The organism is Aeromonas sp. R7-2, from assembly GCF_040908105.1.
GTDB lineage: Bacteria > Pseudomonadota > Gammaproteobacteria > Enterobacterales > Aeromonadaceae > Aeromonas > Aeromonas caviae.
The window spans coordinates 295,259-317,986 of the sequence record NZ_JBFODC010000022.1 but is presented as its reverse complement, the minus strand read 5'-3'; the positions used below and the strand labels follow the sequence as shown (position 1 = coordinate 317,986).

Below are 22,728 nucleotides of genomic sequence, written 5' to 3'. Positions count from 1 at the left end.
TTCAACGACTACAAAAAATTTACAATGTTTAGACGAAATCCATAATTGGAGTACGTCATGATCAGTGTCTTCGACATGTTTTCCATCGGGATAGGCCCCTCCTCCTCCCATACCGTGGGACCGATGCGGGCCGCCTGCGCCTTCATCCAGACCCTCAAAGCGAACGCACTCCTCTCCCGTACCGGACGCGTCGTCGTCGAGTGCTACGGCTCACTGGGCCAGACCGGCAAGGGGCACGGCACCGGCAAGGCCATCATCCTGGGATTGGCCGGATTTGAACCCGAATCCGTGGACATTGAGGCCATTCCCGCCTTCCTCGCCCAGGTAGAGCAGACCCAGACCCTCTGCCTTGGCGGCGAGCAACCCAGCGAATTTCCCCGCATCGGCGCCATCCTCTTCAATCGACGCAAGACCCTTCCCGCCCACTCCAACGGCATGACACTGCGCGCCTATGAGGGTGACACCCTTGTGTTCGAACAGACCTACTACTCCATCGGGGGCGGTTTCATCATCGAGGAGAGTCACTTCGCCAACGCCCGGGAAGAGGCGGCCCGCTTCGATGCCGCCCACCCCATCCCCTATCCCTTCGAGAGCGGCGCCGAACTGCTGGCCCAGTGCCAGGAGAGCGGCCTCTCCATCTCGGGGTTGATGCTGGCCAACGAGAAGGTGTTTCGCTCGGAAGCGGAGATCAAGGCCGGGCTTCGCAAGATCTGGCAGGCGATGCAGGGGTGTGTGGAGCGTGGCTGCAAGAGCGAGGGGGTGCTGCCAGGCGGCCTCAAAGTCAAGCGCCGGGCTCCCGCCCTCTATCGCCAGCTCTGTGGCGAGACCAATTTCAACAAGGATCCGCTGATGGTGATGGAGTGGGTGGACCTCTTTGCGCTGGCCGTCAACGAGGAGAACGCCGCCGGAGGCCGGGTGGTGACGGCGCCGACCAACGGCGCCGCCGGCATCATCCCCGCCGTGTTGCACTATTACGATCGCTTCGTGCGCAAGGTGGATGACGAGCTGCTGATGCAGTACTTCCTCACCGCCGCCGCCATCGGCATCCTCTACAAGAAGAATGCCTCCCTCTCGGGGGCCGAGGTCGGCTGTCAGGGCGAGGTCGGCGTGGCCTGCTCCATGGCCGCTGGTGCCCTGGCCGAGCTGCTGGGCGCCAGCCCCGCCATCGTCGAGAACGCCGCCGAGATCGGCATGGAGCACAATCTGGGGCTGACCTGCGATCCCGTCGGTGGTCTGGTGCAGGTGCCCTGCATCGAGCGCAACGCCATGGGCGCGGTCAAGGCGATCAATGCCGCCCGCCTCGCCCTGCGCGGTACCGGCGAGCACAAGGTGTCGCTGGACAAGGTGATCAGAACCATGTGGGAAACTGGCAACGACATGAAGACCAAGTACAAGGAGACCGCACGGGGCGGCCTTGCCGTCAACATCACCGAGTGTTAAGCCGCTGTGATAAAGCCGCATATGGCACTCGAATACCCGGCATCGCCGGGTATTTTTTTGCAAAACGTTTGTCTGGCGCTTAACAAAATGGATAACCATCAAAATAAATTTTATACTCGCGCCACGAATTCAACAAAAATAGATCTGTTTCAACTTTTTTTAGGCATTGAACCGTTACACTGTGGTTATCCGGTTCCCTGGCCTTTGTGACGACAGACCCGTCCCATGGATCCCTTTTCTGCGAGTGGGCATGGCGCCCCCTTCTACCCTGAGGTAATTGTTACATGATCAGCGTTTTTGATATCTTCAAAATCGGTGTTGGCCCCTCCTCTTCCCACACTGTCGGCCCCATGAAGGCAGCCAAACAGTTCGTGGATGAACTGCGTGCTGGCGGCAAGATCCGTGACATCACCCGGATCCAGGTCGATGTCTATGGCTCACTCTCCTGGACCGGCAAAGGCCACCACACGGATACCGCCATCATCATGGGTCTGGCGGGCAACCTGCCGGAGAACGTCGACATCGACGCCATCCCCGAATTCATCTCCCGCGTGGAGCAGACCGGTCGTCTGCCCATCGGCCTGCACTGCCACACCGTCAGCTTCCCCAAGGGCGCCATGATCTTCCATGACGAGGCCCTGCCCCTGCACGAAAACGGCATGAGGCTGACTGCCTTCATCGAAGATGACGCCGTCTACAGCAAGACCTACTACTCCATCGGCGGTGGCTTCATCGTCGACGAAGAGAACTTTGGCAAGGGTGACAGCGGCGACATGTCCGTCAGCTATCCCTTCAAGAGTGCCGCCGAGCTCATCGCCCACTGCAGCCAGAGCGGTCTCTCCATCTCCGCCCTGATGATGGAAAACGAGAAGTGCTTCAACACCCCGGAAGAGATCTACAAGAAGCTTGGCAAGATCTGGACCACCATGCGGGAAGGGATCGAGCGCGGCTGCCGCACCGAGGGCGTCCTCTCCGGCCCGCTGCGCGTACCGCGCCGCGCCGCCCCGCTCTACCGCCAGCTGACCACCAACGAGAACCTCTCCAACGATCCCATGAACATCGTGGACTGGGTCAACATGTTCGCCCTGGCGGTGAGTGAAGAGAACGCCGCCGGTGGCCGCGTCGTCACCGCACCGACCAACGGCGCCGCCGGCATCATCCCCGCGGTGCTGGCCTACTACGACAAGTTCATCCAGCCGGTGGGCCGCGACGAGTACACCCGCTTCTATCTGGCCGCTGCCGCCGTCGGCATGCTCTACAAGATGAACGCGTCCATCTCCGGCGCCGAAGTGGGCTGCCAGGGTGAAGTGGGCGTCTCCTGCTCCATGGCCGCCGCCGGCCTGACCGAGCTGATGGGCGGCAGTCCCGAGCACGTCTGTGAAGCCGCCGAGATCGGCATGGAACACAACCTGGGTCTGACCTGCGACCCAGTGGCCGGCCAGGTACAGGTACCCTGCATCGAGCGCAACGCCATCGCCGCCATGAAGGCGGTCAACGCCTCCCGCATGGCCCTGCGTCGCACCTCCAAGCCGCGCGTGTCGCTGGACAAGGTGATCGAGACCATGTACATCACCGGCAAGGACATGGACTCCAAGTACCGCGAGACCTCCCGCGGTGGCCTGGCCATCAAGGTGATGCAGGTTGCCTGCGACTAACGCCGAGTCGCGATGACATGAAAAAAGCGGGATATATTCCCGCTTTTTATTTGGTCGCGATTTAAAGGGCAGCGTTCGTGGATACAGGGAGGCCGACAAGGGATAAAAAGAGACGGGCATATCACCTCCACCCGTTCGCCGTGACAGGAGAACGGGGGAGAGCTATTTCACGATGCGATCGGCCAGGGTGCCGACGGCCACCACGAAATAGGGGGAGCGATTCCAGTGACGCAGTACCCGGTAATTGTCATAGGCAAGGTAGCTTCGCCCGTGAATATCGTCGGGGCGGATGAGGGAGGCCTGCATGTCGACCGCAGGCAGAGGTGAGCCGTCCTGCTGGCGAACCCCGAGGGCCTGCCAGGTCGCCAGGGACTTGCGGGTATCAAGTCCCAGCAAGGCGGGGTCCAGGCGTTCTGGCACCCTCACCCGCCGTCCCCAGGTCTGGTCTTCGCGCCAGCCGTTCTGGCTCAGATAATTGGCAGCCGATCCAAATACATCCGCCAGATTGCCCCAGAGATCCTTCTTGCCGTCCCCGTCCTGATCCACCGCGTATCGCAGGAATGACGAGGGCATGAACTGCACCTGTCCCATGGCCCCCGCCCAGGATCCCTTGAAGTTGGCGGGGTTCACATGTCCCTGCTCCAGAATGCGCAGGGCATCGAACAACTCGCCTTTGAAGAAGGCTTCACGGCGACCGTCCCAGGCCAGGGTCGAGAGAGAAGAGATAAGGGGATAATGGCCGGTTATTTTGCCGAAATTGGTTTCAATTCCCCACAAGGCAACAATAAAGCGGGGCTGTACCCCATATTCCCGGCCTATTTTTGTGAGCAGCGGCAAATGCTGGCGATATAAGGTTTGGGCTTGCTTGACTTTCCATTCCGGCACCGCCCGGGGAATATATGTGTCCAGGGTCAGTTTGAATTCCGGCTGATTTTTGTCGTGCCTGATGGCGGCATCGACAAGGTGGACATCCGCAAAGGCCGCACTCACCGTCTCGGGCAACATGCCCGCCGCCAGCGCCTGCTCTTTGAGGCTCGCCACGTACTGGTCAAAATCGGGGCCGGCCTGCACCGGCGATCCCGACAGGGCGCCTGACAACAGCAGTGCCAGCCGCCCCGCCCTCATCGTGCGCCCTTTAATTGCGCCTTGTGCTGCTCCAGCAGGTTTTCCGGTGGCGGTGGCACCTGCAGATAAAAGCCCTGGCTCTTCAGGGCGGCCATCACCCGCTCCGTGGAGGCCAGCCCCAGGGGCTTGGCCGGGTCCAGCTTGGTCATCAGGACCAGTTCGGGACGCCCGAAGGTACTCATCAGCACCTCGGGAACGCGGGAAAAGTCCTCTCTTCGTTCAATAAAGAGATAGGTCTCGGCTTTTTTGCGACTTTTATAGACTGCACACAACATGGAAATTGATATAATCCGACGGGTTTATTGCCTCTGGTGGTGGCAAACTATAACATCAGGAATTGAATAACAATAACGTATTACCGTCTCGGTTCGGGGAAGATTCATGGTTGAACGCGATAACGAATTGAAAGGGACCACCTTCACTATTTCTGTGTTGCATCTCAGCGATGGCAATCCGGCCCGGATCCGACAACTGCTGGAGGCCAAGGTCGCGCAGGCCCCCCAGTTTTTTAATTGTGCCCCCCTCGTCCTCAATGTGGAACGCCTCGAGGCGATCCCCGATTTCGAACAGCTCAGGGAGCTGGTCGAGTCGGAAGACTTCGTGCTGGTCGGGATCACGGGGGCACGGGACGAGGCGATGAAGACGGCCGCCAAGGCGGCAGGCCTCGCCGTCATGGTGTCAGGCAAGAGCCGCAAGGCAGAACCTGAGCCGACGCCGCCAGTGCCTGAGCCCAAGCCAGTGGAGGCCGCACCGGTTCCTCCGGTGCCAGCGCCCGTGGAGGCAAGCAAGGTCCACGTGGGCCCGGTGCGCTCCGGTCAGCAGATCTATGCAGCCGGCACCTCGCTGGTGGTGCTGGGCTCGGTGAGCCCTGGCGCCGAAGTCATCGCCGATGACAGCATCCATGTTTATGGTGCCCTGCGTGGCCGAGCCATCGCAGGGGCCAAGGGCAATCCCAAGGCCCGCATTTATTGCCAGCAATTGCAGGCCGAGCTGCTCTCCATCGCGGGCACCTTCCAGCTCAGCGATGCATTGCCTGCAGGCGTGATACAAGAGCCGGTCCATATCCGGCTCGACAATGAACAACTTCGTATAGACCGAATCAAATAGAGTTACAAGGAAGCGAGAATGGCGCGAATCATAGTCGTTACATCGGGCAAGGGTGGCGTTGGCAAGACGACAACCAGCGCGGCACTGAGCACCGGTCTGGCCCAGCGTGGCCACAAGACCGTGGTCATCGATTTTGACATTGGTCTGAGAAACCTGGACCTCATCATGGGTTGCGAGCGGCGCGTGGTCTATGACTTCGTCAACGTCATCAACGGGGAAGCCAACCTCAACCAGGCCCTCATCAAGGACAAGCGTTGCGAAAACCTGTTCATCCTGCCCGCCTCCCAGACCCGGGACAAGGATGCCCTGACCCGTGAAGGGGTGGAGAAGATCCTGGATCAGCTGGCGGAGATGCAGTTTGACTACATCGTCTGCGACTCCCCCGCCGGTATCGAATCCGGCGCCCTGATGGCGCTCTATTTCGCCGACGAAGCCATCGTCACCACCAACCCGGAAGTCTCTTCCGTGCGTGACTCGGATCGCATCCTCGGTATCCTGGCCTCCAAGTCCCGCCGTGCCGAGCGCGGTGAGGATCCCATCAAGGAGCACCTGCTGCTGACCCGCTACTGCCCGACCCGCGTCAACCGCGGCGACATGCTGAGCGTGCAGGACGTACAGGAGATCCTGGCCATCAAACTGCTCGGGGTGATCCCGGAGTCCCAGGCGGTGCTGCGCGCCTCCAACTCCGGCGAGCCGGTCATTCTGGACAAGGAGTCCGATGCCGGTCAGGCCTACGAGGACGCCGTCGCCCGTCTGCTGGGTGACACCAAGGATTTCCGTTTTCTGGAAGAAGAGAAGAAGGGCTTCTTTAGCCGACTGTTCGGGAGTTAAGCATGTCATTATTGGATTATTTTCGTTCCAACAAGAAACAGAACACCGCACAACTGGCCAAAGAGCGGTTGCAGATCATCGTGGCTCACGAGCGTTCATCCAGAGGGGGGCCGGATTACCTGCCCCAGCTCAAGCAGGACATCCTCGACGTGATCCGCAAATACGTGCAGATCGACCCGGACAAGATCACCGTCCAGCTTGATCAGAAGAGTGACGAATTGTCGGTGCTGGAGCTCAACATCACCTTCGCCGACGACCAGAAGAAGGGATGAGCTGACGCACCATGCGCGACCCCTTCCCCCAATGAAGACCGGATCCTTTCCCAGGATCCGGTTTTTTAATGCCTGGCGTCCCGGCATCTCGCCAAGGGCATCAGGGCCAGCTAGAATACCGCGCACCCCGAGGCGCTGCCGACGGGCTTTCCCTCCCCCCTTATCTGGAACACGGCTCTTATGTCTTTGAATGACGAAATGCACAGCGTCGAGGAACTGCTCGACACCGCCCTCGAACTCTTCATGGAGCTGGCCTCCGACAACCTGCCCGAGCAGGAGATCGTCCGCTTCAATCAGGAGTTCAACGACCGCGGCCTGCTGGCGGAGACCGATCCCGCCGACGACTGGGCGGCCGACGTGGGGTTTGAGGTGAACGACGCCGACTATGCCGAGATCTGGGTCGGCCTTGGCAACGAACAAGAAGAGTACGAGCACCTGTTTGCCCGCATGCTGCTCTCCCGCCGCGTCGACGAGAAGTTCTGCCACATCGAATGGCTGCCCCAATAATTCCGGATCCCGATGATCCTAGCCACTATGACTGGGACGGCGGGCCCGAGCCCGTGAGGCCTTCGCACAAACGGCGACTGCTGGGCTGGCTCGGCAAGCTGCTGCTGGCCGCCTTTGCGAGCACCATCGTCTCGGTCGCGCTGCTGCGCTTCATCGACCCCCCCATGTGGACCTGGCGCCTCGAACGCGCCCTGTTTCCCCCTGCCAAGGTGGCCGAGGTGAAGCACGACTGGGTGCCGCTTGAGCAGATTTCCCGGGAGCTGCAACTGGCGGTGATCGCCGCCGAGGATCAGCGCTTTGCCGAACATCACGGTTTTGACATGGATGCCATCAGCTCGGCCCTCAGGCACAACCAGCAAAGCGGGCGGGTGCGCGGTGCCAGCACCCTCAGCCAGCAGACCGCCAAGAACCTCTTCATGTGGAGCGATCGCAGCTTCCTGCGCAAGGGGATAGAGGCCTGGTTCACCCTGTTGATGGAGCTGGGCTGGGACAAGTCCCGCATTCTCGAGGTGTATCTCAACATCGTGGAGTTCGGACCCGGCATCTATGGCGCCGAGGCGGCCGCCAGGCACTACTTCGGCAAGCCGGCGATACGCCTCACCCGCTACGAGGCCTCCCTGCTCGCCGCCGCCCTGCCCAACCCCTGGCGTTATCGGGTCAAGCCCCCCTCACCCTATGTGCAGCAGCGCTCGGCCTGGATCCGTCGTCAGATGGGTCAACTCGGGCAAGTCACCCTGAACCGGGTCCACGGCACAGAGTAGCGCCATCCTGCGGATCAGAGGCGGGCCCCAGATGGCCGCCGACGGTTTCCCGATGAAGGGGCAGATAGTGCCACCACCAGGTTTCGCGCCGCCGCTTGATCTGCCTTCTGTACTGTCGTCGCTTCATCTTGCCAGGCCGCCCCGTCACGCCGCCCCTGCTGGCGGCTCTGTTAACCTTATCCCCTACTCCCGCCATTTGACAGCACGGCGTCACCGCCCCCGGGCTGGCTGCCCATCCCAATACTTGTTAAAGTGGCGAACCTGGACGTATCTGGAGTGATTTCATGGAACAACGTAGCCCGGATCAGCTGGTCGAGTGGGCCTATGATCAGTTTCTGGAGCAGGCCGCCGACATGCTGGCCCCCGAACAAATCGTCGACATCACCCTCGAGTTCGAGCAACGTGGCGCGGTGGAGGCAACCCTGCCCAATGCCGACTGGTCGACCGAACTCGGCGAGCCGGTGGACATGGCACGTTGGGCCGAGGTCTGGGTCGGCTTGCTGGATCATCAGGACGAGTTCGAGGTGATCTACGCCACCTTCCTCCTCCCACGGGATCAGAGCGAGCACGACGTGCATATCCGCTGGCACCGCCAGCAACAGGCATAAGAAAAGGCGCCCCAGGCGCCTTTTTCGTTTTTTGCGATGCCCGAGTCAGGGGCGTGCCGCGATGGCCTTGGCCAGACAGCGGCGACACCAGCAGGCGCTGGCATCGCTCATGGGCAGCGCGGGAAGCTGGCTGCACCAGCAGCGCTCGATGGGTTCCCCCGCCGACACGGCGCAGAACGCCGGCTCGCCGCAGCCCGGGCAGGCATGGGTGCTCTTCGAGCCATCGAGCTCGGCCATGCGGGCCAGCTGGGCCTCGCTGTCCATGACGGACCACTGGCCTATCTCGGTCAGGGTGCGGCCACAGCCGAGGCAGAGCCCCTCCTTGGCCCGGCAGTCACCGATGCAGGGACTCGGCACCTTATTCGTCCCCTGCCGGCGTGTCGGAGCCCACGAGGCGGATGCTGTGCTCCTCGATGACGATCTTGCCCTGCTTGTAGAGGCCGCCGATCGCTTTCTTGAAGGTGCCCTTGCTCATGCTGAACATCTTGTAGATGACGTCAGGATCGCTCTTGTCTCCCACCGCAAGGCTGCCCCCCTGCTTTTGCAGGCGCAGCAGAATGCGTGCACCGGCGTCATCCATCCGGGCCAGCCCCGGCTTTTGCAGGGTCAGGTCCAGCTTGCCATCTTCGCGCACCTGCTTGACCCAGGCGGTCAGCGGTCGGCCCGTCATCACGCGGCCGAACACCTCGTTCTTGAACAGCATGCCGGCGTACTGGCCATTGACCACGGCCTTGATGCCAAGGGGGGTGTGCTCCCCCGGCAGCACCGTCACCTCGTCACCGCTCTTGAAAGGAGGGTCGATGCGCAGGAAACGCTCCAGACGGCTGGTGCCGACCATGCGCCCTTCGTTGTCCAGCATCAGGTGCACCAGATAGACATGGCCCACCTGCATCGGCTTGTTCTGCTCGCGGCTTGGTACGAAGAGATCCTTTTTCATGCCCCAGTCGAGGAAGGCACCAATCTTGTTGGCGTTGACCACCTTGAGACCGACGATGTCCCCCACCATGGCGAAGGGCTTGTCGGTGGTGATCACCGGCTCGCAATCCGCATCCAGATAGAGGAAGACGGACACCTCGCTCTCCTCGGCGACGCCTTCCGGCAACTGGCGCCTGGGCAGCAGCAGCTCGCCGTATTCCCCCGCCGCCAGCCAGGCGCCGCGCTCCTCGATCTCGACGACGGTCAGGGTGTTCATCTTGCCAATCTGTAACATGGTGATCTCTTCTTTCAATATCCGGATGGGCCCATCTCATGGAAGACCCGTCATATAGAGGTGCATCGCCTCCGTCGGATGAGAGAGGACGGGGCCGATTTATGTCATGCAGGCGCGCATGTTACCCCAGAGCGGCAGCAGGACCTAGCCCCTCCCCCCTGTGTCTGACCTCTTTTCCCGCTCCCGGGTGGCCAGATTGACGATATTAGCAGCATTCAGTTCCCCCTTTGCTGCAAATAACCCCACTTTTAGGTAGACTTCGCGGCCGTCAAATCCAGAGGAAGCGTCGATGAACCCAGCCACTCGTACCCGTCATCTCAATCAATGGATCCAGACCCACAGCCAGCAGGAGATGAGTTACCCCGCCCTGCACGGCTTCCTGTGCGCCCGTCTAACGGGGCCCGTTGCCCCCGACTGGCAAGATCCGCTGGCCGGCCTGCTGCCTCATGATGCAGCGCTGGACGGGAAGAGTGCCGAGGCGCTGCATCACCTGATCGCCGAGCTGGAAGCCCAGGCCGACGACGCGCAGCTGGCCCTGCCGAGCCAGTGTCGCCTCTCTACCGACAACCCGGAGCAGGTGTTTGACAAGCGCCATCCTCTGGGCCAATGGAGCTATGGCTTCAGTCAGGGGGTGGCCTGCTGGCCGGCGCCGACCGACCTGAACGATCCGGCGACCCGCCATCGCTTCAGCCTGGTGGCCGAGCTCTGCCTGTTTCGCGACAAGCCCATGGCCATGATGCTGCACCAGGCTGCGGCCAGCGAGCTCCCCTTCCTCGATTTTTGCAAGCGTCAACGCCAGCAGATGAAGACGGCCCTCAACCTCCTGCTCGGCCAGGATCACTACGAGGCCGAGCCTGAAGAGAGCCCGTCCCTGGACAACGAGCAGACTCGCCAGTGGCAGCAGTGGTTCGAGCTGGCGGCAGAGAGCCGCGATCCCCTCCCTCGCCTTGGCTGGTTCGAGCGCATCATTGCCGATGCCAACCTCCTGTTCGATGAGGCATTCTGGCAAGCCCACGCGGGCCATGGCTGGCAGGTCCCCAAGGCACGCCCTCTGATCGCGGCCAGGGCCGGTCGAGCCGATTGCCTGCTGCGACTTAGGCAGCTTGGGCAAGCTCGGGATGAGTACCTGGCCCTGCTCGCCCTCTGCCGCGCCGACGAGCCCGCTTGCCGCCACCCCCTCTCCACCCTCTATGCCTGGCAAGGGGAATGGGATGCCCTGCAACAACTGCTGGTGCGCTTTGATGAAGCCTCCTGCTGGCTGCTCTACAACAAGGCCTTGATGAGCTTTGTCTGCGAAGGGGAAGCGGCGGCGCGCCCTCATCTGGCGGCGGCAATGGAGGTCAATCCCCATGTGCCCGCCACTTTGCTGGGCCAGCGCCGCTTGCCCAAGCAGGAGCCTCGCCGCTGGCAGGGAGGCAGCCGTGACGAGGCGGCGCTCTACGCCTTGCAGAGTCGCGAGGCCTGGCTGACCCACAACGCCTTGATATGGCTGCGAAAGAGTGCGGGCAAGCAGGCCAGTTGAGACCCCAATTGCCGATTCGATGACAGAACACGTGCGCAAACGCACATTTTTCTGGTGACTGGTCAGACAAATGCCCCTGTGTTACGTATCATCAAGGCCAAAGTATCAAGAGAAACTGCACCCGATGCAGCCGCCACAGCAGGATGTCATATGTCGAAGATCATTGAGCTGCTCGCGCACTACCCTCCTTATCAGCTGGTTCACGCCGCTGAGATGGTGCGCGATACCTTTGAACAGTTTTATCAGCAGCGGTACCAACTCACCGTGCCCCAGTGGCGCCTGATGATGGTGCTCGGCCCCCACTACCCCATCAGCCAGAAGGAACTGGTGGAGGCGAGCGGCATGGACAAGGTACGGATCTCCCGCGAGATCCATCGTCTGGTGGAGAAAGGCATCCTGTTCACCGAGAACAGCGTGCAGGACAAGCGCATCAGCCTGGTCTCCTTCACCCCGGCGGGGCTCACCCTGTTCCAGCAGCTCAAGACGGAGGCGGGAAGCTGGCAGCACACCCTCACCGACTATCTGCCGGCCGAGGCGCGTCAGAGCATTCGCCTGCACCTGCAGAGCGTCAGCGATGCCATCGAACAACTTCACCTGCTGGACAACGAGCAACCCTCATGAAGCTGAACAACTTTGCCACCATGGATGTCAACATGCTGCTGAGCCTGGTCAACATGCAGCTGCGTGATCACTACGAGGATCTCGATGATCTTTGCCGGGCGCAGGATCTCGACAAGGAGGCCCTGGTCGCCAGGCTGGCCAGCGGCGATTTTCACTATCAGGAAGATCAGAAGCAGTTCAGATAGGGATCCGGATCACAACCCGACCCATGCCGCTGGCTCCGTCGGCAAAAGCTGCTAAGGTGGTGGCTACCCGGTCCGTTGATGTTCGCAAGAGGTATGGATACATCTTGTTGTCACAGACCGCGGTTAGCCTCTCGTTCACCACCCGCAGCCAAGGATGACCCATGATGCGCCTCATTCGACCAACCAGCCTGATCACCCTCTGCACATTGCTGGTGATCAGCCTCTTCCTCCCCCAGGTCCCCAACAGCGCCGAGCAGTGGCTCACCACCCTGCTGCTGGCCTCCCTCGTGGCGGTCTTTCTAATGGTCGGCAGCGGCTGCCGCCACTTCCTGCGCGAATAACGACGCCAGAGCGCGATGACTGCCCAAAAACAACAACGCAGCCCGAGGGCTGCGTTGTTGTTTCAGGATACTGGGGAGGCCCCGAGTCGCATCAGTAAGCCAGAGTTTCCAGCTGCTCCTTGGCCTGCTCGATCCCCTTGGCTTGCGCCTCCGGACCCATGCCCATGCCCTCGGCATAGATGAAGTCCACTTCGGTGATGCCGATGAAGCCCAGCACGGTACGCATGTAGGGGGTCACCAGGTCGGTGGCATTGCCCACATGCATGCCGCCACGGGGGCTGACCACCAGGGCGCGGGTGTTCTCCACCAGGCCGACCGGACCGGTCTCGGTGTAACGGAAGGTCACGCCGGCACGGGCCACCAGATCGATCCAGTTTTTCAGCTGGGTCGGGATGTTGAAGTTGTACATGGGGGCCGCGATGATCACCAGATCGCTCGCCTTGAGCTCGGCGACCAGCTCGTCGGACTGGGTCAGCACCGCTTGCTGACGCTCGTTCAGGTTCTCGCCACCACGCAGGCCCATGGCCAGCTCGCCGTCCAGCACCGGCAGGTTCAGGGTCGCCAGATCGCGTACCTGGATGGTGTCACCCTGGCGCTCGGCCAGGTAGCCGTCGATCAGGGCGTTGGATTGGGAATACTGGCCCAGGATGCTGGACTTCAGAACGAGGATATTGGCCATGGTGAAACTCCATTTGATTGTCAATTGAACAGCCAGGCTGTCGATGGAGGTCACTATAAAGACTGGCATTAAAGCCTGATAGCGAAAATAGATGCTCAAGTCATTCAAAAAATTTGATGTCTGTGCATTTCCTCGGCAGAGAGGGGCTCATCAAACTCCGCACCCTTGGCATGACAAACGATTGCCGTTATGATCCGCCGCACTTTTTGTACGTGATCCGGATCTCATGACCTCCTCCCGCAGGCACTCCCCCTTTGCCGGCGCCGTCTGGATGATGGTGGCAGGCCTCTGCTTCGCCGCCGTCAACAGCCTGAGCCAGTATGTCAGCTTCACGCTCGGCCTCCCCTCGACCCAGGTCGCCTTTCACCAATATCTGATCGCCCTGGTCTGCCTGCTGCCCTGGCTGGTGCGCCACGGTCTGCGCCAGTCCCTGATGACGAACCAGCTGCGCCTGCACCTGCTGCGGGTCGCCCTTGCGGTGACCGGCATCCAGTTCTGGCTCTGGGCCCTGGCGGTCCCCGTCCCCATCTGGCAGGGGATCGCGCTCTTGATGACCTCCCCCCTGTTTGCCACCCTGGGATCAGCCCTCTTTCTCAAAGAGCAGGTGAGCCGGACCCGCATCCTGGCCACCCTGGCCGGCTTTGTCGGCGCCATGCTGATCCTGGCCCCCTGGACCGACGACTTCACCCTGGCCTCCCTGCTGCCGGTGGCGGCCGCCCTCTTCTGGGCAGGCTACTCCTTGCTGGTGCGCTATCAGGCAGCCAGCGAGTCGTCCCACACCATCGTCGTCTACCTGCTCGTCTTCAGCACCCCGTTCAACGCCATGCTGGCGATCCCTGAATGGCAGTGGCCGAGCGAAACCCAGTGGCTGCTGGTGGCCGCCTCGGGCGTACTGTCGGCACTGGCCCAGATGTCCATCGCCCGCGCCTACAGCGTGGCGGAGGCCTCCTTCGTGCAACCTTTTGATTTTGCCAAGCTGCCCATGAACGTGCTGGCCGGCTGGCTGGTATTTGGCTGGGCGCCCCCCGGTCGCTTGTGGCTGGGGGCGGCCATCATCATCGGCGCCATCACCCTGCTCACCCATCTGGAGCAGCGCGCCCACCCACCCACTTCCTGAGGTACGCCATGCGTGCCTCTTTTTTTGCTCACCCGGATCAGCCCTGCTGACCACCGACCTCAGGAGAGATCAGATGTTTGGAACCGCCACCCGCCCCACTGCGACCCGCGCCCTGCTGCTGGGATCAGGCGAACTCGGCAAGGAGGTCGCCATCGAGCTGCAGCGGCTCGGTATCGAGGTGATCGCCGCCGACCGCTATGCCAACGCCCCCGCCATGCAGGTGGCCCACCAGGCCCGCGTGCTGGACATGCTGGATGGTGCCGCCCTGCGCGCCCTGGTGGCCGAGGTCAAGCCCGACCTCATCATCCCCGAGATTGAAGCCATCGCCACCGACACCCTGGCCGCCCTCGAGCAGGAAGGGGTCAAGGTGGTGCCCAATGCCCGCGCCACCCAGCTCACCATGAACCGGGAGGGGATCCGTCGCCTCGCCGCCGAAACCCTGGGGCTGCCCACCTCTGCCTACCGCTTTGCCCAGAGCAAGGAGGAGTTTGTGGCCGCAGTCGAGGCCATCGGCCTCCCCTGCGTGGTCAAACCGGTGATGAGCTCCTCCGGCAAGGGGCAGAGCCTGCTGCGCGATCTCGCCAGGCTGGATGAAAGCTGGACCTATGCCCAGGAGGGGGGCCGTGCCGGTCGTGGCAAGGTGATTGTCGAAGGCTTCGTTCCTTTCGAGTACGAGATCACCCTGCTCACGGTGCGCGCCGTCGATGGCATCCACTTCTGCGAGCCTATCGGCCATCGTCAGGAGGATGGCGACTACCGCGAATCCTGGCAGCCCCAGGCCATGAGCGAGCTGGCCCTGGCCCGCTCCAAGGAGGTGGCGGCCAAGGTGGTTGAAGCCCTTGGCGGCTACGGTCTGTTCGGGGTCGAGCTCTTCATCAGGGGTGACGAGGTGTGGTTCAGCGAAGTCTCCCCCCGCCCCCACGACACCGGCATGGTGACCCTGATCTCCCAGGATCTCTCCGAGTTCGCCCTGCACGTGCGCGCCATCCTGGGGCTGCCCGTCGGCACCATCACCCAGTACGGCCCGAGCGCCTCTGCCGTGGTGCTGCGGGAAGGCCACAGCCAGGATATCCGCTATCAGGGGATTGGCGAGGCACTGGCCCTGGTGCCCGGTGCCCAGTTGCGTCTCTTTGGCAAGCCGGAGATCGCCGGTCGTCGTCGCCTCGGGGTGGCGCTCGCCCGCGGGCAGGATTGCCAGGAAGCCGTGGAGCAGGCCAAGACGGTGGCAGCCCGGGTAGAAGTACTGTTCTAGGCAATCCGCTTTACCACGCAAAAACAAACGTTTATCTGCGTGATCCGGCGCAAGGGGCAGGTGACTGCCCCTTTCCCATTGAAGCACCGGGCTTATAATCCCCCCTTCACCTATGTCAGGAGTACAAGATGTTAACTGCCGTGATCTTCGATATGGATGGTGTTCTGATCGACTCGGAACCCTTCTGGCAACGGGCACAGATGGCCGTCTTCGCCGAACTGGGCCACTTCCACACCGAGGAGGACTGCAACTCCACCATAGGGGTGCGCATCGATCAGCTGGTGGCCCACTGGTACCGGATCCGCCCCTGGAGCAGCCCCAGCCAGGAAGAGGTGGTACAGCGCATCCTGGATCAGGTGATCGCGCTCATCCTGCAAGAGGGACAGCCCAAGGCCGGGGTGCTGGAAGCGCTCGACCTCATCGAGGCCCAAGGGCTCAAGATCGGGCTCGCCACCTCCTCCCCGTTTGCCATGGTCGAGGCGGTGCTCGGCAAACTCGGCATCCAGGACCGTTTCATGGCGGTCCACTCCGCCGAGGTGGAGCGCTTTGGCAAACCCCACCCGGATGTCTATATCCACGCCGCCGAGAAGCTCGGCGTCGAGCCTGTGCACTGTCTCGCCATCGAGGACAGCTTCACCGGCCTGCTGGCAGCCAAGGCAGCCTCCATGACGGCGCTGATCGTGCCGGACCCGGCACTGGTCGGCGATCCCCGTCTGGCCATCGCCAACCACGAGTTGCGCTCTCTTGCCGAGCTGAACACAGAGATGCTGGCCGGCTGGGTCAAGTAGGCAACACGGACTGACCTCCTGCCTCCCTTGAGCCCGCTCATAAACGTGCGCTTGCTCGCGGTTGCGCCGCCCTGTGGCGACTAGAATCAGCAGGAGCACAGAGACGGCCCACGGGCCCGAGGAGGTCACCATGATCGAATACACCAGCAAGCGTATCGTCTGCCCCCACTGCGGCCACCACACCCGGGTCGAGCTGGATGCCAGCCAGGGGGATCAGGAGTTCTACGAAGATTGCATGGCCTGCTGCAACCCCATCCATCTGCGGCTGCACCGGGATGAAGCCCGCGACTGCCTGCAACTCTTCGTGGATGCCGACGACGAGCAGCTGTTCTGAATCCCCCTGTCCAGACACAGACAAAAACAAACGGGACCCTGTGGGTCCCGTTTGTTCTGGTGCCATCGTCAGGCTGGGTCACGCCTCCCTCAAGCACGCCGCCTTCGCCGACGTCATGGTCGGAACAAACTCCACCACCTGATAATCGGCCGCCTCTGCCTGCTTGAAGGGATCCTCTGCCAGCATCGCCTCCAGGGCGTCTCGGCTCACTCCCTGCGCCAGTATGACGCCCCCGACTCGGGGTACCCGACGCCCGGATGCCAGAAAATGGCCTGCGGCATACTGCCGCTCCAGCCACGCAATGTGGGCCGGGATCAGGGCATCGATCTCCGCCAGCGGTTTCACATAAGTCAATGTCACGACAAACATAGAGAAGTCTCCAAGGCCCTGGGGCGGCGCCTCTTCCACAAGAGGGCGCCTTTCCCGTGATGCCGCCCTCCTCTTCGAACCCTGGGGGCAGCGCTCAGGTGGTTACTGGCGCGCCGCCAGCACCCGCTCCACCGTGTCGACGATGGCCTGGGTCTGGGGGTCAATCTCGATGTTGGTCTGCCAGCCGGCCTTGACCCAGCCCAGGTTGGTCCGGGCCAGGGTCTCGGGGATCAGGTTGACGCAGAACTCGCTGGCGCGCACCTCGCCCACGGTGAGGCTGATGCCGTCGATGCCGATGTAGCCCTTGGTCAGCACGTATTTCATGAGCGCAGGATCGAGGCGATACCACACCTGGCGGTTGTTGGGGGTGTCGATGACCGAGGTCACCTCGGCCGTCCCCATGATGTGGCCGGACATGGCATGGCCGCCAATCTCGTCCCCAAAGCGGGCGGCCCGCTCCACGTTGACCTTGTCCCCCACCACCAGTTGCCCGAGGTTGGTGAGGCGCAGAGTCTCCTGCATCAGATCGAAGCTGACCAGATCCCCCTCCACCCGGGTGACGGTCAGGCAGCAGCCGTTGTGGGCTACCGAGGCCCCCAGGGCCAGCCCCTCGCCCCAGGCCGGGCTCGGCATGCGGATCACGTGGGTGCGAAAATTGGGCAGTGAATCGATGGCCACCAGTTCGGCGGTCCCTTGTACGATGCCGGTGAACATGAGTCTCTCCAGGCTGTGAAAATTGTCGGCAGGTTACCCCCGGCCACCTTGCAAGACAAGGGTGCCGGCTGACAAGGAGAAGCGCGATCGCTATAGTGACCCCAATCAATCCAGACTGAACGAGGAAACAAAAATGCAGGTATATCAATGCTGTGAAGCCATTCGCATCGCCTACAACCAGATTGGCTCCGGTGAGCAGGGTTATGTGCCCCAGGCCATTGCCGCCAGCATACGGGCGCTCAACGCCGTGGCCTCCGACGAGCGGGTACCGGCGGATCTGCGCGAGCAGGCGGCCTATGCCGCGGCCAACCTGCTGATCAGCGATCACGAAGACGCCTGATCCCGGCTACAAATCTGCCGCCGACCTTCCCCGTTGGCGGTTTTTCAGGCTAGAATGACACCCCCGCATTTTGTCTCCTCAGGACGAGGAGGCAAAAGCCCATCTCTCTTGCCCGCTCTTTCTCTTTTATCTGATCCACTCGGAGGTGTCAGTGCAACGTTATTGGTCCGAGGCGAAGCAGCTCGTTCGTCTAGCCAGCCCCATTCTGGTCGCCCAGGTGGCCCAGATCGCCATGAACTTCGTCGATACCGTGATGGCGGGACAGGTGAGCGCCGTGGATCTGGCCGCCGTGTCGGTGGCGTCCAGCTTCTGGCTGCCGATCATCTTGCTGGTGCAGGGCATCATCATGGCCCTCACCCCCATCGTTTCCCAGCTCAACGGCGCCCGCAAGCAGGATGAGGTGCGCCCCGCCGTGCACCAGGGCTTCTGGCTCGCCCTCATCGTCACGCCCATCGCCATGGTGGCACTCTACTTCAGCCCCCTGGCACTGCAGTTCATGGATGTGGATCCCGTCATGGCGGCCAAGACTGCCGGCTACCTGCACGCCATCCTGTGGGGCCTGCCCGCCTTCGTGATGTTCCAGGTGCTGCGCAACTTCAGTGAGGGGCTCTCCCACACCATGCCGACCATGGTGATCGGGTTCGTGGGGCTCGCGGTCAACATCCCCGCCAACTACATCTTCATTCACGGCCACTTCGGCATGCCGAAACTCGGCGGCGTCGGCTGCGGCGTAGCCACTGCCATCGTGCTCTGGGCCATGCTGCTGGCGATGATCGTCTATGTGAAGTGCTCTGCCCACTTCAAGCGCATCAACCTGTTCGCCCAGCTGGCACGCCCCAACGGCAGCCGGATCTGGCGCCTGTTTCGCCTGGGGTTTCCCATCGCCATGGCCATCTTCTGCGAGGTGACCCTGTTTACCGTGGTGGCCCTGATGCTGGCCCCCTTCGGTGCGGAGACGGTGGCGAGTCACCAGATTGCGCTCAACTTCTCCAGCCTGGTCTTCATGCTGCCCCTCTCCATCGGTGTCGGCGTGACCATCCGGGTCGGTCACAACATAGGGGAAGGTCAACCGGATCAGGCCAGAGTCGCCGCCCGCACCGGCCTGATGCTGGGCATGGGCGTCGCCGCCGCGACCGCCGCCCTCACCGTGCTGCTGCGCGACCCCATCGCGGGGATCTACACCGACGACCTGCAGGTGATCGGCCTCGCCGCCACCCTGCTCTTCTTCGCCGCCATCTACCAGATCTCCGATTCGGTACAGGTGGTGGCCGCGGCGGCCCTGCGCGGTTACAAGGATACCCAGGCCATCTTCTACGTCACCATCGTCGCCTATTGGGGGCTGGGTCTGCCCACCGGCATGATCCTGGGGCTGACCGACTGGGTGGTACCGCGCATGGGCCCGCAGGGCTTCTGGATAGGCTTCATCGTCGGTCTCACCTCCGCCGCCCTGATGCTGGGCGCGCGGCTGCGCGTCATCTACGGCCGCTTCGCCAGCCCCGCGGCCTGCACAGCCCTCTCCCGGGCGCAATAGGGCGCGGCCAGGGGCACGGGAGCCGCACTTTTGGGACGGCTCGCCTGTAAAATCAACAGGCTGCACAAGAACTGGGCAAACAGTCTCCTTTGTGCATGTCCCTTGTTGACAGCCTTGGGGGCCATGGGTAGTATGCCGACCACGCCAGCAGTGCTGGCGGGATAAAACGGGTCTTCAGCTCGGTTTATGAAGTGGGTTTATAGCTCAGTTGGTTAGAGCACTACCTTGACATGGTAGGGGTCGTTGGTTCGAATCCAATTAAACCCACCACTTTTCGTGATGCGTCCTTAGCTCAGCTGGTTAGAGCACCACCTTGACATGGTGGGGGTCGGTGGTTCGAATCCACTAGGACGCACCATCACGAAACCCTGTTATGCGTCCTTAGCTCAGCTGGTTAGAGCATCACCTTGACATGGTGGGGGTCGGTGGTTCGAATCCACTAGGACGCACCATAACAGTTTGAATAAATTGCAGATATGAATTTGATGTGGGTTTATAGCTCAGTCGGTTAGAACAGTACTTTGACATGGCGTAGGCAATGTCGTTGGTTCGAATCCGGTTGAACACAGATGTGGGTTTATAGCTCAGTTGGTTAGAGCACTACCTTGACATGGTAGGGGTCGTTGGTTCGAATCCAATTAAACCCACCACTCCCCTGCAATGACACACAAAGTCGCTTTGCGCACCCTGCGTCCTTAGCTCAGCTGGTTAGAGCATCACCTTGACATGGTGGGGGTCGGTGGTTCGAATCCACTAGGACGCACCAGATTTGAAAAGCCCGCTTGATAGCGGGCTTTTTGCATTGCTCGGCTCTGACATCCGCTCTCCCCCGTCATCTGCCTCCTCTGGCCCGCGGGCAGCCGTTGTCGTGCCATGGCCGCCGCGTTTACCTCGCGTTGTCAGAAGAGATCGAGCTGCTGGCCGCAGATCCGCTCGAACGACTCCCCCACAAAGGGAAGGATGGCGTCGGCGATGGGCCTGAGCTGCTTGTCGATGTAGTGCTCGTAGTCGACGGCGCTGCGCCGGTACTCCAAAGGCTCGGGGCCGTTCAGGGTCATCAGGTAAGCGATGGTGCCCCTGTGCTGATAACGCTGGGGCAGGCCGCGGCGCAGATTCTCCTCATCCGCCAGGCGCGCCGCCCGCACATGGGGCGGCACGTTCTTCTGATACTCCTCGAGTTTCTGGCGCAGCCGCTTGCGGTAGATGAGCAGATCGTCGTGACGGCCGGCACGGGTCTCGTCCACCATGGTGCGCACATAGCTGCTGGGATCCTGGTCGTGGAACACCATTTCGTAGAGCCGGGTCTGGAATGCCTTGGCAAGGGGTGTCCAGTCGGTGCGCACCGTCTCCAGCCCCTTGAACACCAGGTGCTCCCCTTCCCCTTCGCCCACCAGTCCCGCATAGCGTTTCTTGCTCCCCTTCTCCAGCCCGCGAATGGTGGGCATCAGGAAACGGCGGTAGTGGGTCTCGTACTGGATCTCCAGATGGCTCGGCAGGTCGAACTCCCGCCTGATCAGCGCGGCCCAGTTGTCATTGATCATCTTCGCCAGTCGCTGGCCAATCTCGTCCGCCTGTTCGAGACGGATATCGCTCCCCAGGTGCACGAAGGTGGAATCGGTATCCCCATAGATCACCTCGAACCCTTCTGCCTCTATCCACTCCCGGGTCTGCTGCATGATGCCGTGGCCCCGCAAGGTGATGGAGGAGGCGAGCCTCGGGTCGTAGAAGCGGCAACCCCCCGACCCCAACACCCCGTAGAAGGAGTTCATGATGATCTTGATGGCCTGGGAGAGGGCCTTGTTACTGGCGGCCTTGGCCCGATCCCGCGCCGCCCAGAGGGTGGCGATGAGATCCGGCAGGAAGTGGCGGGTTCGGGAGAACAGGGCGCCGCGAAAGCCTGGAATGGCGTTATCCGGGTGTTTGAGCCCCTCCACCAGCCCCATGGGGTCGATGCAGAAGGTGCGGATGATGCTGGGATAGAGGCTCTTGAAGTCGAGCACCAACACGTGGCGATAGAGCCCCGGCTTGGAGTCCATCACATAGCCGCCGGGGCTTGCGAGCCCGCCGTCTGCCGGCAGGTTGGGCGCCACATAGCCACCGCGGTGCAGCCGTGGCAGATAGAGGTTGGTGAACGCCGCCACCGACCCGCCCACCCGGTCGAGCTCAAGACCGGTGAGGGAAGCGCGCTCGATGGCGAAGGGGATGAGGTGGCAGAAATCGAAGATCTCCCACACCAGCCTGCAATCTTCCAGGTTGTAGCGGGCCAGCGCCTCCTTGTCGGAGTGGAACAGCTCGGTGATCTTCTCCCCCCGGTTGGCCACGTCCTCGATGTCCTTGCCCCGCCCGAGCAGCTCGCTCGCCACCGCATCCAGGCTGTAGCTCGGGAACTGCCAGGTGGCGCTCTTGAGGGTATCGATGCCGTCCAGCACCATGCGCCCCGGGATGATGACGTTGCCGCTCTGGGGGTCGTTTCGGGACGAGCGCCAGAAGCAGAGCTCCCGCCCGCGCCCGAGCCGCAGCCGCCGCTTGTGGAGTTCGGCGCGGCGCAGCAGCAGGCGAAAGTCGAAATTCACCACGTTCCAGCCGATGACGAGATCGGGATCGTGCAGGCTGAACCAGCCCTCCAGGGCACCGAGCAGGGCTGGCTCGTCCGCCACCCACTCGACGGGGGTCTCCCAGTCCTGCGAGTCCGGCTCCGGGGCACCAATCATGATGACCCGCGCGTCCTCTTCGCTATGAAGCCCCACCGAGAAGAGGGTGCCATCCATGGCGCACTCCACGTCCAGGGAGACCCAGGAGAGGGTCGGCGTCACCGCCTTCGGCGCACAGCGCGCCTCGTTTACCTCCCAGTAACCCTGCCTGCCCCCCTTGCGCCTCGCCTTGCCGTCAAAGCGCATCCCGGCGGTGATGAAGCGCTCCATGAGAAAGCGCTCGGGCAGGCGGATATCCGCCTCGAAGTGCTCCAATCCGCGGATGAGCAGCAGCTCGATGGCGCGGTGGAAGGCGCTCAGGGTGGCAAAGTAGCAGCCCACCACCCGGCTCCCCTCGAAGGTGTGCATGGGGAGGCGGCGAAAACGCCCCCTCACCCCGGCCCCCTTGAAAAGCTCTGCCGCCTCCTCCAGGTGGCGTTCAGGCAGGAAGAAGACCGGCTCCTGCCCCGGCACCACCACCCGTACCGGTCCCTGTGCGCTCCAGAGCCACATCACGATCTCGGTACGCCCCTGCACATCCCGACCATGGCGGGTCAGGATGAAGCCGTCGAGCGGCGGGGTCACGGGAGGGAGGGGCTGGATGTCGGTCATGCAGGTGGTCGGGCTCAAGAGTGGGATGGGACTATTGTACGTTCATACAGTACCCGGCTGCAATTGCCGGGCTGGGCCCTCAGGGCAGGCGCTGTGCCCCGTCTTTGCCATCCGGCG

At 62.3% G+C, this 22,728-nt stretch carries 26 protein-coding genes and 5 tRNA genes; 23 read left to right on the top strand and 8 right to left on the bottom strand.

Going from position 1 to position 22,728, the window contains the following annotated elements:
• Window positions 1-57: 57 nt before the first annotated feature.
• Both AB5Y47_RS08750 and AB5Y47_RS08745 read left to right on the top strand, forming a co-directional pair.
• Window positions 58-1,440, top strand: a complete 1,383-nt coding sequence (locus AB5Y47_RS08750; RefSeq protein ID WP_010674652.1) for an L-serine ammonia-lyase — start codon at window positions 58-60, stop codon at window positions 1,438-1,440.
• A 284-nt stretch (window positions 1,441-1,724) separates the two neighbouring features.
• A complete protein-coding gene (locus AB5Y47_RS08745) occupies window positions 1,725-3,095 on the top strand; it encodes an L-serine ammonia-lyase (RefSeq protein WP_039039104.1) in 1,371 nt (456 codons plus the stop codon).
• A 162-nt stretch (window positions 3,096-3,257) separates the two neighbouring features.
• Here the strand turns inward: AB5Y47_RS08745 and AB5Y47_RS08740 are convergent, their stop codons facing one another.
• Complete coding sequence (locus AB5Y47_RS08740) at window positions 3,258-4,220, bottom strand: lytic transglycosylase domain-containing protein (RefSeq protein ID WP_010674650.1); 963 nt, start codon at window positions 4,218-4,220, stop codon at window positions 3,258-3,260.
• Window positions 4,217-4,495 carry a YcgL domain-containing protein gene (locus tag AB5Y47_RS08735; RefSeq protein WP_029314494.1) on the bottom strand — a complete coding sequence of 93 codons (279 nt, stop codon included), beginning with the start codon at window positions 4,493-4,495 and terminating at the stop codon, window positions 4,217-4,219. The genes AB5Y47_RS08740 and AB5Y47_RS08735 overlap by 4 nt, the downstream gene beginning before the upstream one ends.
• Window positions 4,496-4,601: 106 nt before the next feature.
• Here AB5Y47_RS08735 and minC point away from each other — a divergent pair, with 106 nt between their 5' ends.
• The 6 genes from minC to AB5Y47_RS08705 all read left to right on the top strand — a co-directional run bounded on the left by minC (window position 4,602) and on the right by AB5Y47_RS08705 (window position 8,306).
• The gene (minC, locus tag AB5Y47_RS08730) at window positions 4,602-5,327 is read left to right on the top strand and encodes a septum site-determining protein MinC (protein WP_039039101.1); all 726 of its coding nucleotides are present in this window, start codon (window positions 4,602-4,604) and stop codon (window positions 5,325-5,327) included.
• Between the two features lie 18 nt (window positions 5,328-5,345).
• Window positions 5,346-6,158: a septum site-determining protein MinD gene (gene minD / locus AB5Y47_RS08725; RefSeq protein WP_010674647.1), complete on the top strand. Its 813-nt coding sequence runs from the start codon at window positions 5,346-5,348 to the stop codon at window positions 6,156-6,158.
• Between the two features lie 2 nt (window positions 6,159-6,160).
• Window positions 6,161-6,430: a cell division topological specificity factor MinE gene (gene minE / locus AB5Y47_RS08720; RefSeq protein ID WP_010674646.1), complete on the top strand. Its 270-nt coding sequence runs from the start codon at window positions 6,161-6,163 to the stop codon at window positions 6,428-6,430.
• A 180-nt stretch (window positions 6,431-6,610) separates the two neighbouring features.
• Window positions 6,611-6,937, top strand: a complete 327-nt coding sequence (locus AB5Y47_RS08715) for an HI1450 family dsDNA-mimic protein (protein ID WP_167825555.1) — start codon at window positions 6,611-6,613, stop codon at window positions 6,935-6,937.
• Between the two features lie 53 nt (window positions 6,938-6,990).
• Complete coding sequence (gene mtgA, locus AB5Y47_RS08710) at window positions 6,991-7,698, top strand: monofunctional biosynthetic peptidoglycan transglycosylase (protein ID WP_288212312.1); 708 nt, start codon at window positions 6,991-6,993, stop codon at window positions 7,696-7,698.
• 284 nt (window positions 7,699-7,982) lie between these two features.
• The gene (locus tag AB5Y47_RS08705; protein WP_010674643.1) at window positions 7,983-8,306 is read left to right on the top strand and encodes an HI1450 family dsDNA-mimic protein; all 324 of its coding nucleotides are present in this window, start codon (window positions 7,983-7,985) and stop codon (window positions 8,304-8,306) included.
• Between the two features lie 45 nt (window positions 8,307-8,351).
• Here AB5Y47_RS08705 and AB5Y47_RS08700 read toward each other — a convergent pair whose 3' ends face one another.
• Together AB5Y47_RS08700 and AB5Y47_RS08695 are read right to left on the bottom strand one after the other, a co-directional pair.
• A complete protein-coding gene (locus AB5Y47_RS08700) occupies window positions 8,352-8,663 on the bottom strand; it encodes a DUF1289 domain-containing protein (protein ID WP_042863822.1) in 312 nt (103 codons plus the stop codon).
• Window position 8,664: 1 nt separating this feature from the next.
• Entirely contained in the window at window positions 8,665-9,534 is an 870-nt protein-coding gene (locus AB5Y47_RS08695; protein ID WP_042014378.1) for a S1 RNA-binding domain-containing protein, read from the bottom strand.
• A 271-nt stretch (window positions 9,535-9,805) separates the two neighbouring features.
• Here AB5Y47_RS08695 and AB5Y47_RS08690 point away from each other — a divergent pair, with 271 nt between their 5' ends.
• The 4 genes from AB5Y47_RS08690 (at window position 9,806) to AB5Y47_RS08675 (ending at window position 12,185) form a co-directional block, all read left to right on the top strand.
• The gene (locus AB5Y47_RS08690) at window positions 9,806-11,038 is read left to right on the top strand and encodes a UPF0149 family protein (protein ID WP_368220139.1); all 1,233 of its coding nucleotides are present in this window, start codon (window positions 9,806-9,808) and stop codon (window positions 11,036-11,038) included.
• A gap of 150 nt (window positions 11,039-11,188) precedes the next feature.
• On the top strand, window positions 11,189-11,659 hold the full coding sequence (locus AB5Y47_RS08685) for a MarR family winged helix-turn-helix transcriptional regulator (protein ID WP_010674639.1): 471 nt from the start codon (window positions 11,189-11,191) through the stop codon (window positions 11,657-11,659).
• Entirely contained in the window at window positions 11,656-11,844 is a 189-nt protein-coding gene (locus tag AB5Y47_RS08680; protein ID WP_043155974.1) for a DUF4250 domain-containing protein, read from the top strand. The genes AB5Y47_RS08685 and AB5Y47_RS08680 overlap by 4 nt, the downstream gene beginning before the upstream one ends.
• A gap of 161 nt (window positions 11,845-12,005) precedes the next feature.
• Window positions 12,006-12,185, top strand: coding sequence for a hypothetical protein (locus AB5Y47_RS08675; RefSeq protein ID WP_010674636.1), 180 nt, complete (start codon window positions 12,006-12,008; stop codon window positions 12,183-12,185).
• Window positions 12,186-12,276: 91 nt separating this feature from the next.
• On the opposite strand, the gene AB5Y47_RS08670 is transcribed toward AB5Y47_RS08675, so the two are convergent.
• Window positions 12,277-12,864, bottom strand: a complete 588-nt coding sequence (locus tag AB5Y47_RS08670) for an FMN-dependent NADH-azoreductase (RefSeq protein ID WP_221366511.1) — start codon at window positions 12,862-12,864, stop codon at window positions 12,277-12,279.
• Between the two features lie 226 nt (window positions 12,865-13,090).
• Here AB5Y47_RS08670 and AB5Y47_RS08665 point away from each other — a divergent pair, with 226 nt between their 5' ends.
• The 4 genes from AB5Y47_RS08665 (at window position 13,091) to AB5Y47_RS08650 (ending at window position 16,355) form a co-directional block, all read left to right on the top strand.
• Window positions 13,091-13,981: a DMT family transporter gene (locus tag AB5Y47_RS08665; protein WP_323896443.1), complete on the top strand. Its 891-nt coding sequence runs from the start codon at window positions 13,091-13,093 to the stop codon at window positions 13,979-13,981.
• A gap of 73 nt (window positions 13,982-14,054) precedes the next feature.
• Complete coding sequence (gene purT, locus AB5Y47_RS08660; protein ID WP_041211381.1) at window positions 14,055-15,233, top strand: formate-dependent phosphoribosylglycinamide formyltransferase; 1,179 nt, start codon at window positions 14,055-14,057, stop codon at window positions 15,231-15,233.
• A gap of 128 nt (window positions 15,234-15,361) precedes the next feature.
• Window positions 15,362-16,021, top strand: a complete 660-nt coding sequence (gene hxpB, locus AB5Y47_RS08655) for a hexitol phosphatase HxpB (RefSeq protein ID WP_043155976.1) — start codon at window positions 15,362-15,364, stop codon at window positions 16,019-16,021.
• A 130-nt stretch (window positions 16,022-16,151) separates the two neighbouring features.
• Entirely contained in the window at window positions 16,152-16,355 is a 204-nt protein-coding gene (locus AB5Y47_RS08650) for a CPXCG motif-containing cysteine-rich protein (protein ID WP_005336871.1), read from the top strand.
• 78 nt (window positions 16,356-16,433) lie between these two features.
• On the opposite strand, the gene AB5Y47_RS08645 is transcribed toward AB5Y47_RS08650, so the two are convergent.
• Both AB5Y47_RS08645 and AB5Y47_RS08640 read right to left on the bottom strand, forming a co-directional pair.
• Complete coding sequence (locus tag AB5Y47_RS08645; RefSeq protein WP_029314482.1) at window positions 16,434-16,724, bottom strand: YciI family protein; 291 nt, start codon at window positions 16,722-16,724, stop codon at window positions 16,434-16,436.
• A 102-nt stretch (window positions 16,725-16,826) separates the two neighbouring features.
• The gene (locus tag AB5Y47_RS08640; RefSeq protein ID WP_048207609.1) at window positions 16,827-17,438 is read right to left on the bottom strand and encodes a riboflavin synthase; all 612 of its coding nucleotides are present in this window, start codon (window positions 17,436-17,438) and stop codon (window positions 16,827-16,829) included.
• Window positions 17,439-17,571: 133 nt separating this feature from the next.
• Here AB5Y47_RS08640 and AB5Y47_RS08635 point away from each other — a divergent pair, with 133 nt between their 5' ends.
• The 7 genes from AB5Y47_RS08635 (at window position 17,572) to AB5Y47_RS08605 (ending at window position 20,075) form a co-directional block, all read left to right on the top strand.
• Entirely contained in the window at window positions 17,572-17,778 is a 207-nt protein-coding gene (locus AB5Y47_RS08635) for a YaeP family protein (protein WP_010674629.1), read from the top strand.
• 151 nt (window positions 17,779-17,929) lie between these two features.
• Entirely contained in the window at window positions 17,930-19,309 is a 1,380-nt protein-coding gene (locus AB5Y47_RS08630; RefSeq protein ID WP_029314480.1) for an MATE family efflux transporter, read from the top strand.
• A gap of 193 nt (window positions 19,310-19,502) precedes the next feature.
• A tRNA-Val gene (locus tag AB5Y47_RS08625) sits at window positions 19,503-19,579 on the top strand.
• Window positions 19,580-19,590: 11 nt separating this feature from the next.
• Window positions 19,591-19,667, top strand: a tRNA-Val gene (locus tag AB5Y47_RS08620).
• Between the two features lie 17 nt (window positions 19,668-19,684).
• Window positions 19,685-19,761, top strand: a tRNA-Val gene (locus AB5Y47_RS08615).
• A gap of 121 nt (window positions 19,762-19,882) precedes the next feature.
• Window positions 19,883-19,959: transfer RNA gene (locus AB5Y47_RS08610), tRNA-Val, on the top strand.
• Between the two features lie 39 nt (window positions 19,960-19,998).
• A tRNA-Val gene (locus tag AB5Y47_RS08605) sits at window positions 19,999-20,075 on the top strand.
• 133 nt (window positions 20,076-20,208) lie between these two features.
• On the opposite strand, the gene AB5Y47_RS08600 is transcribed toward AB5Y47_RS08605, so the two are convergent.
• On the bottom strand, window positions 20,209-22,611 hold the full coding sequence (locus tag AB5Y47_RS08600; RefSeq protein WP_368220138.1) for a DNA polymerase II: 2,403 nt from the start codon (window positions 22,609-22,611) through the stop codon (window positions 20,209-20,211).
• Between the last annotated feature and the right edge of the window lie 117 nt (window positions 22,612-22,728).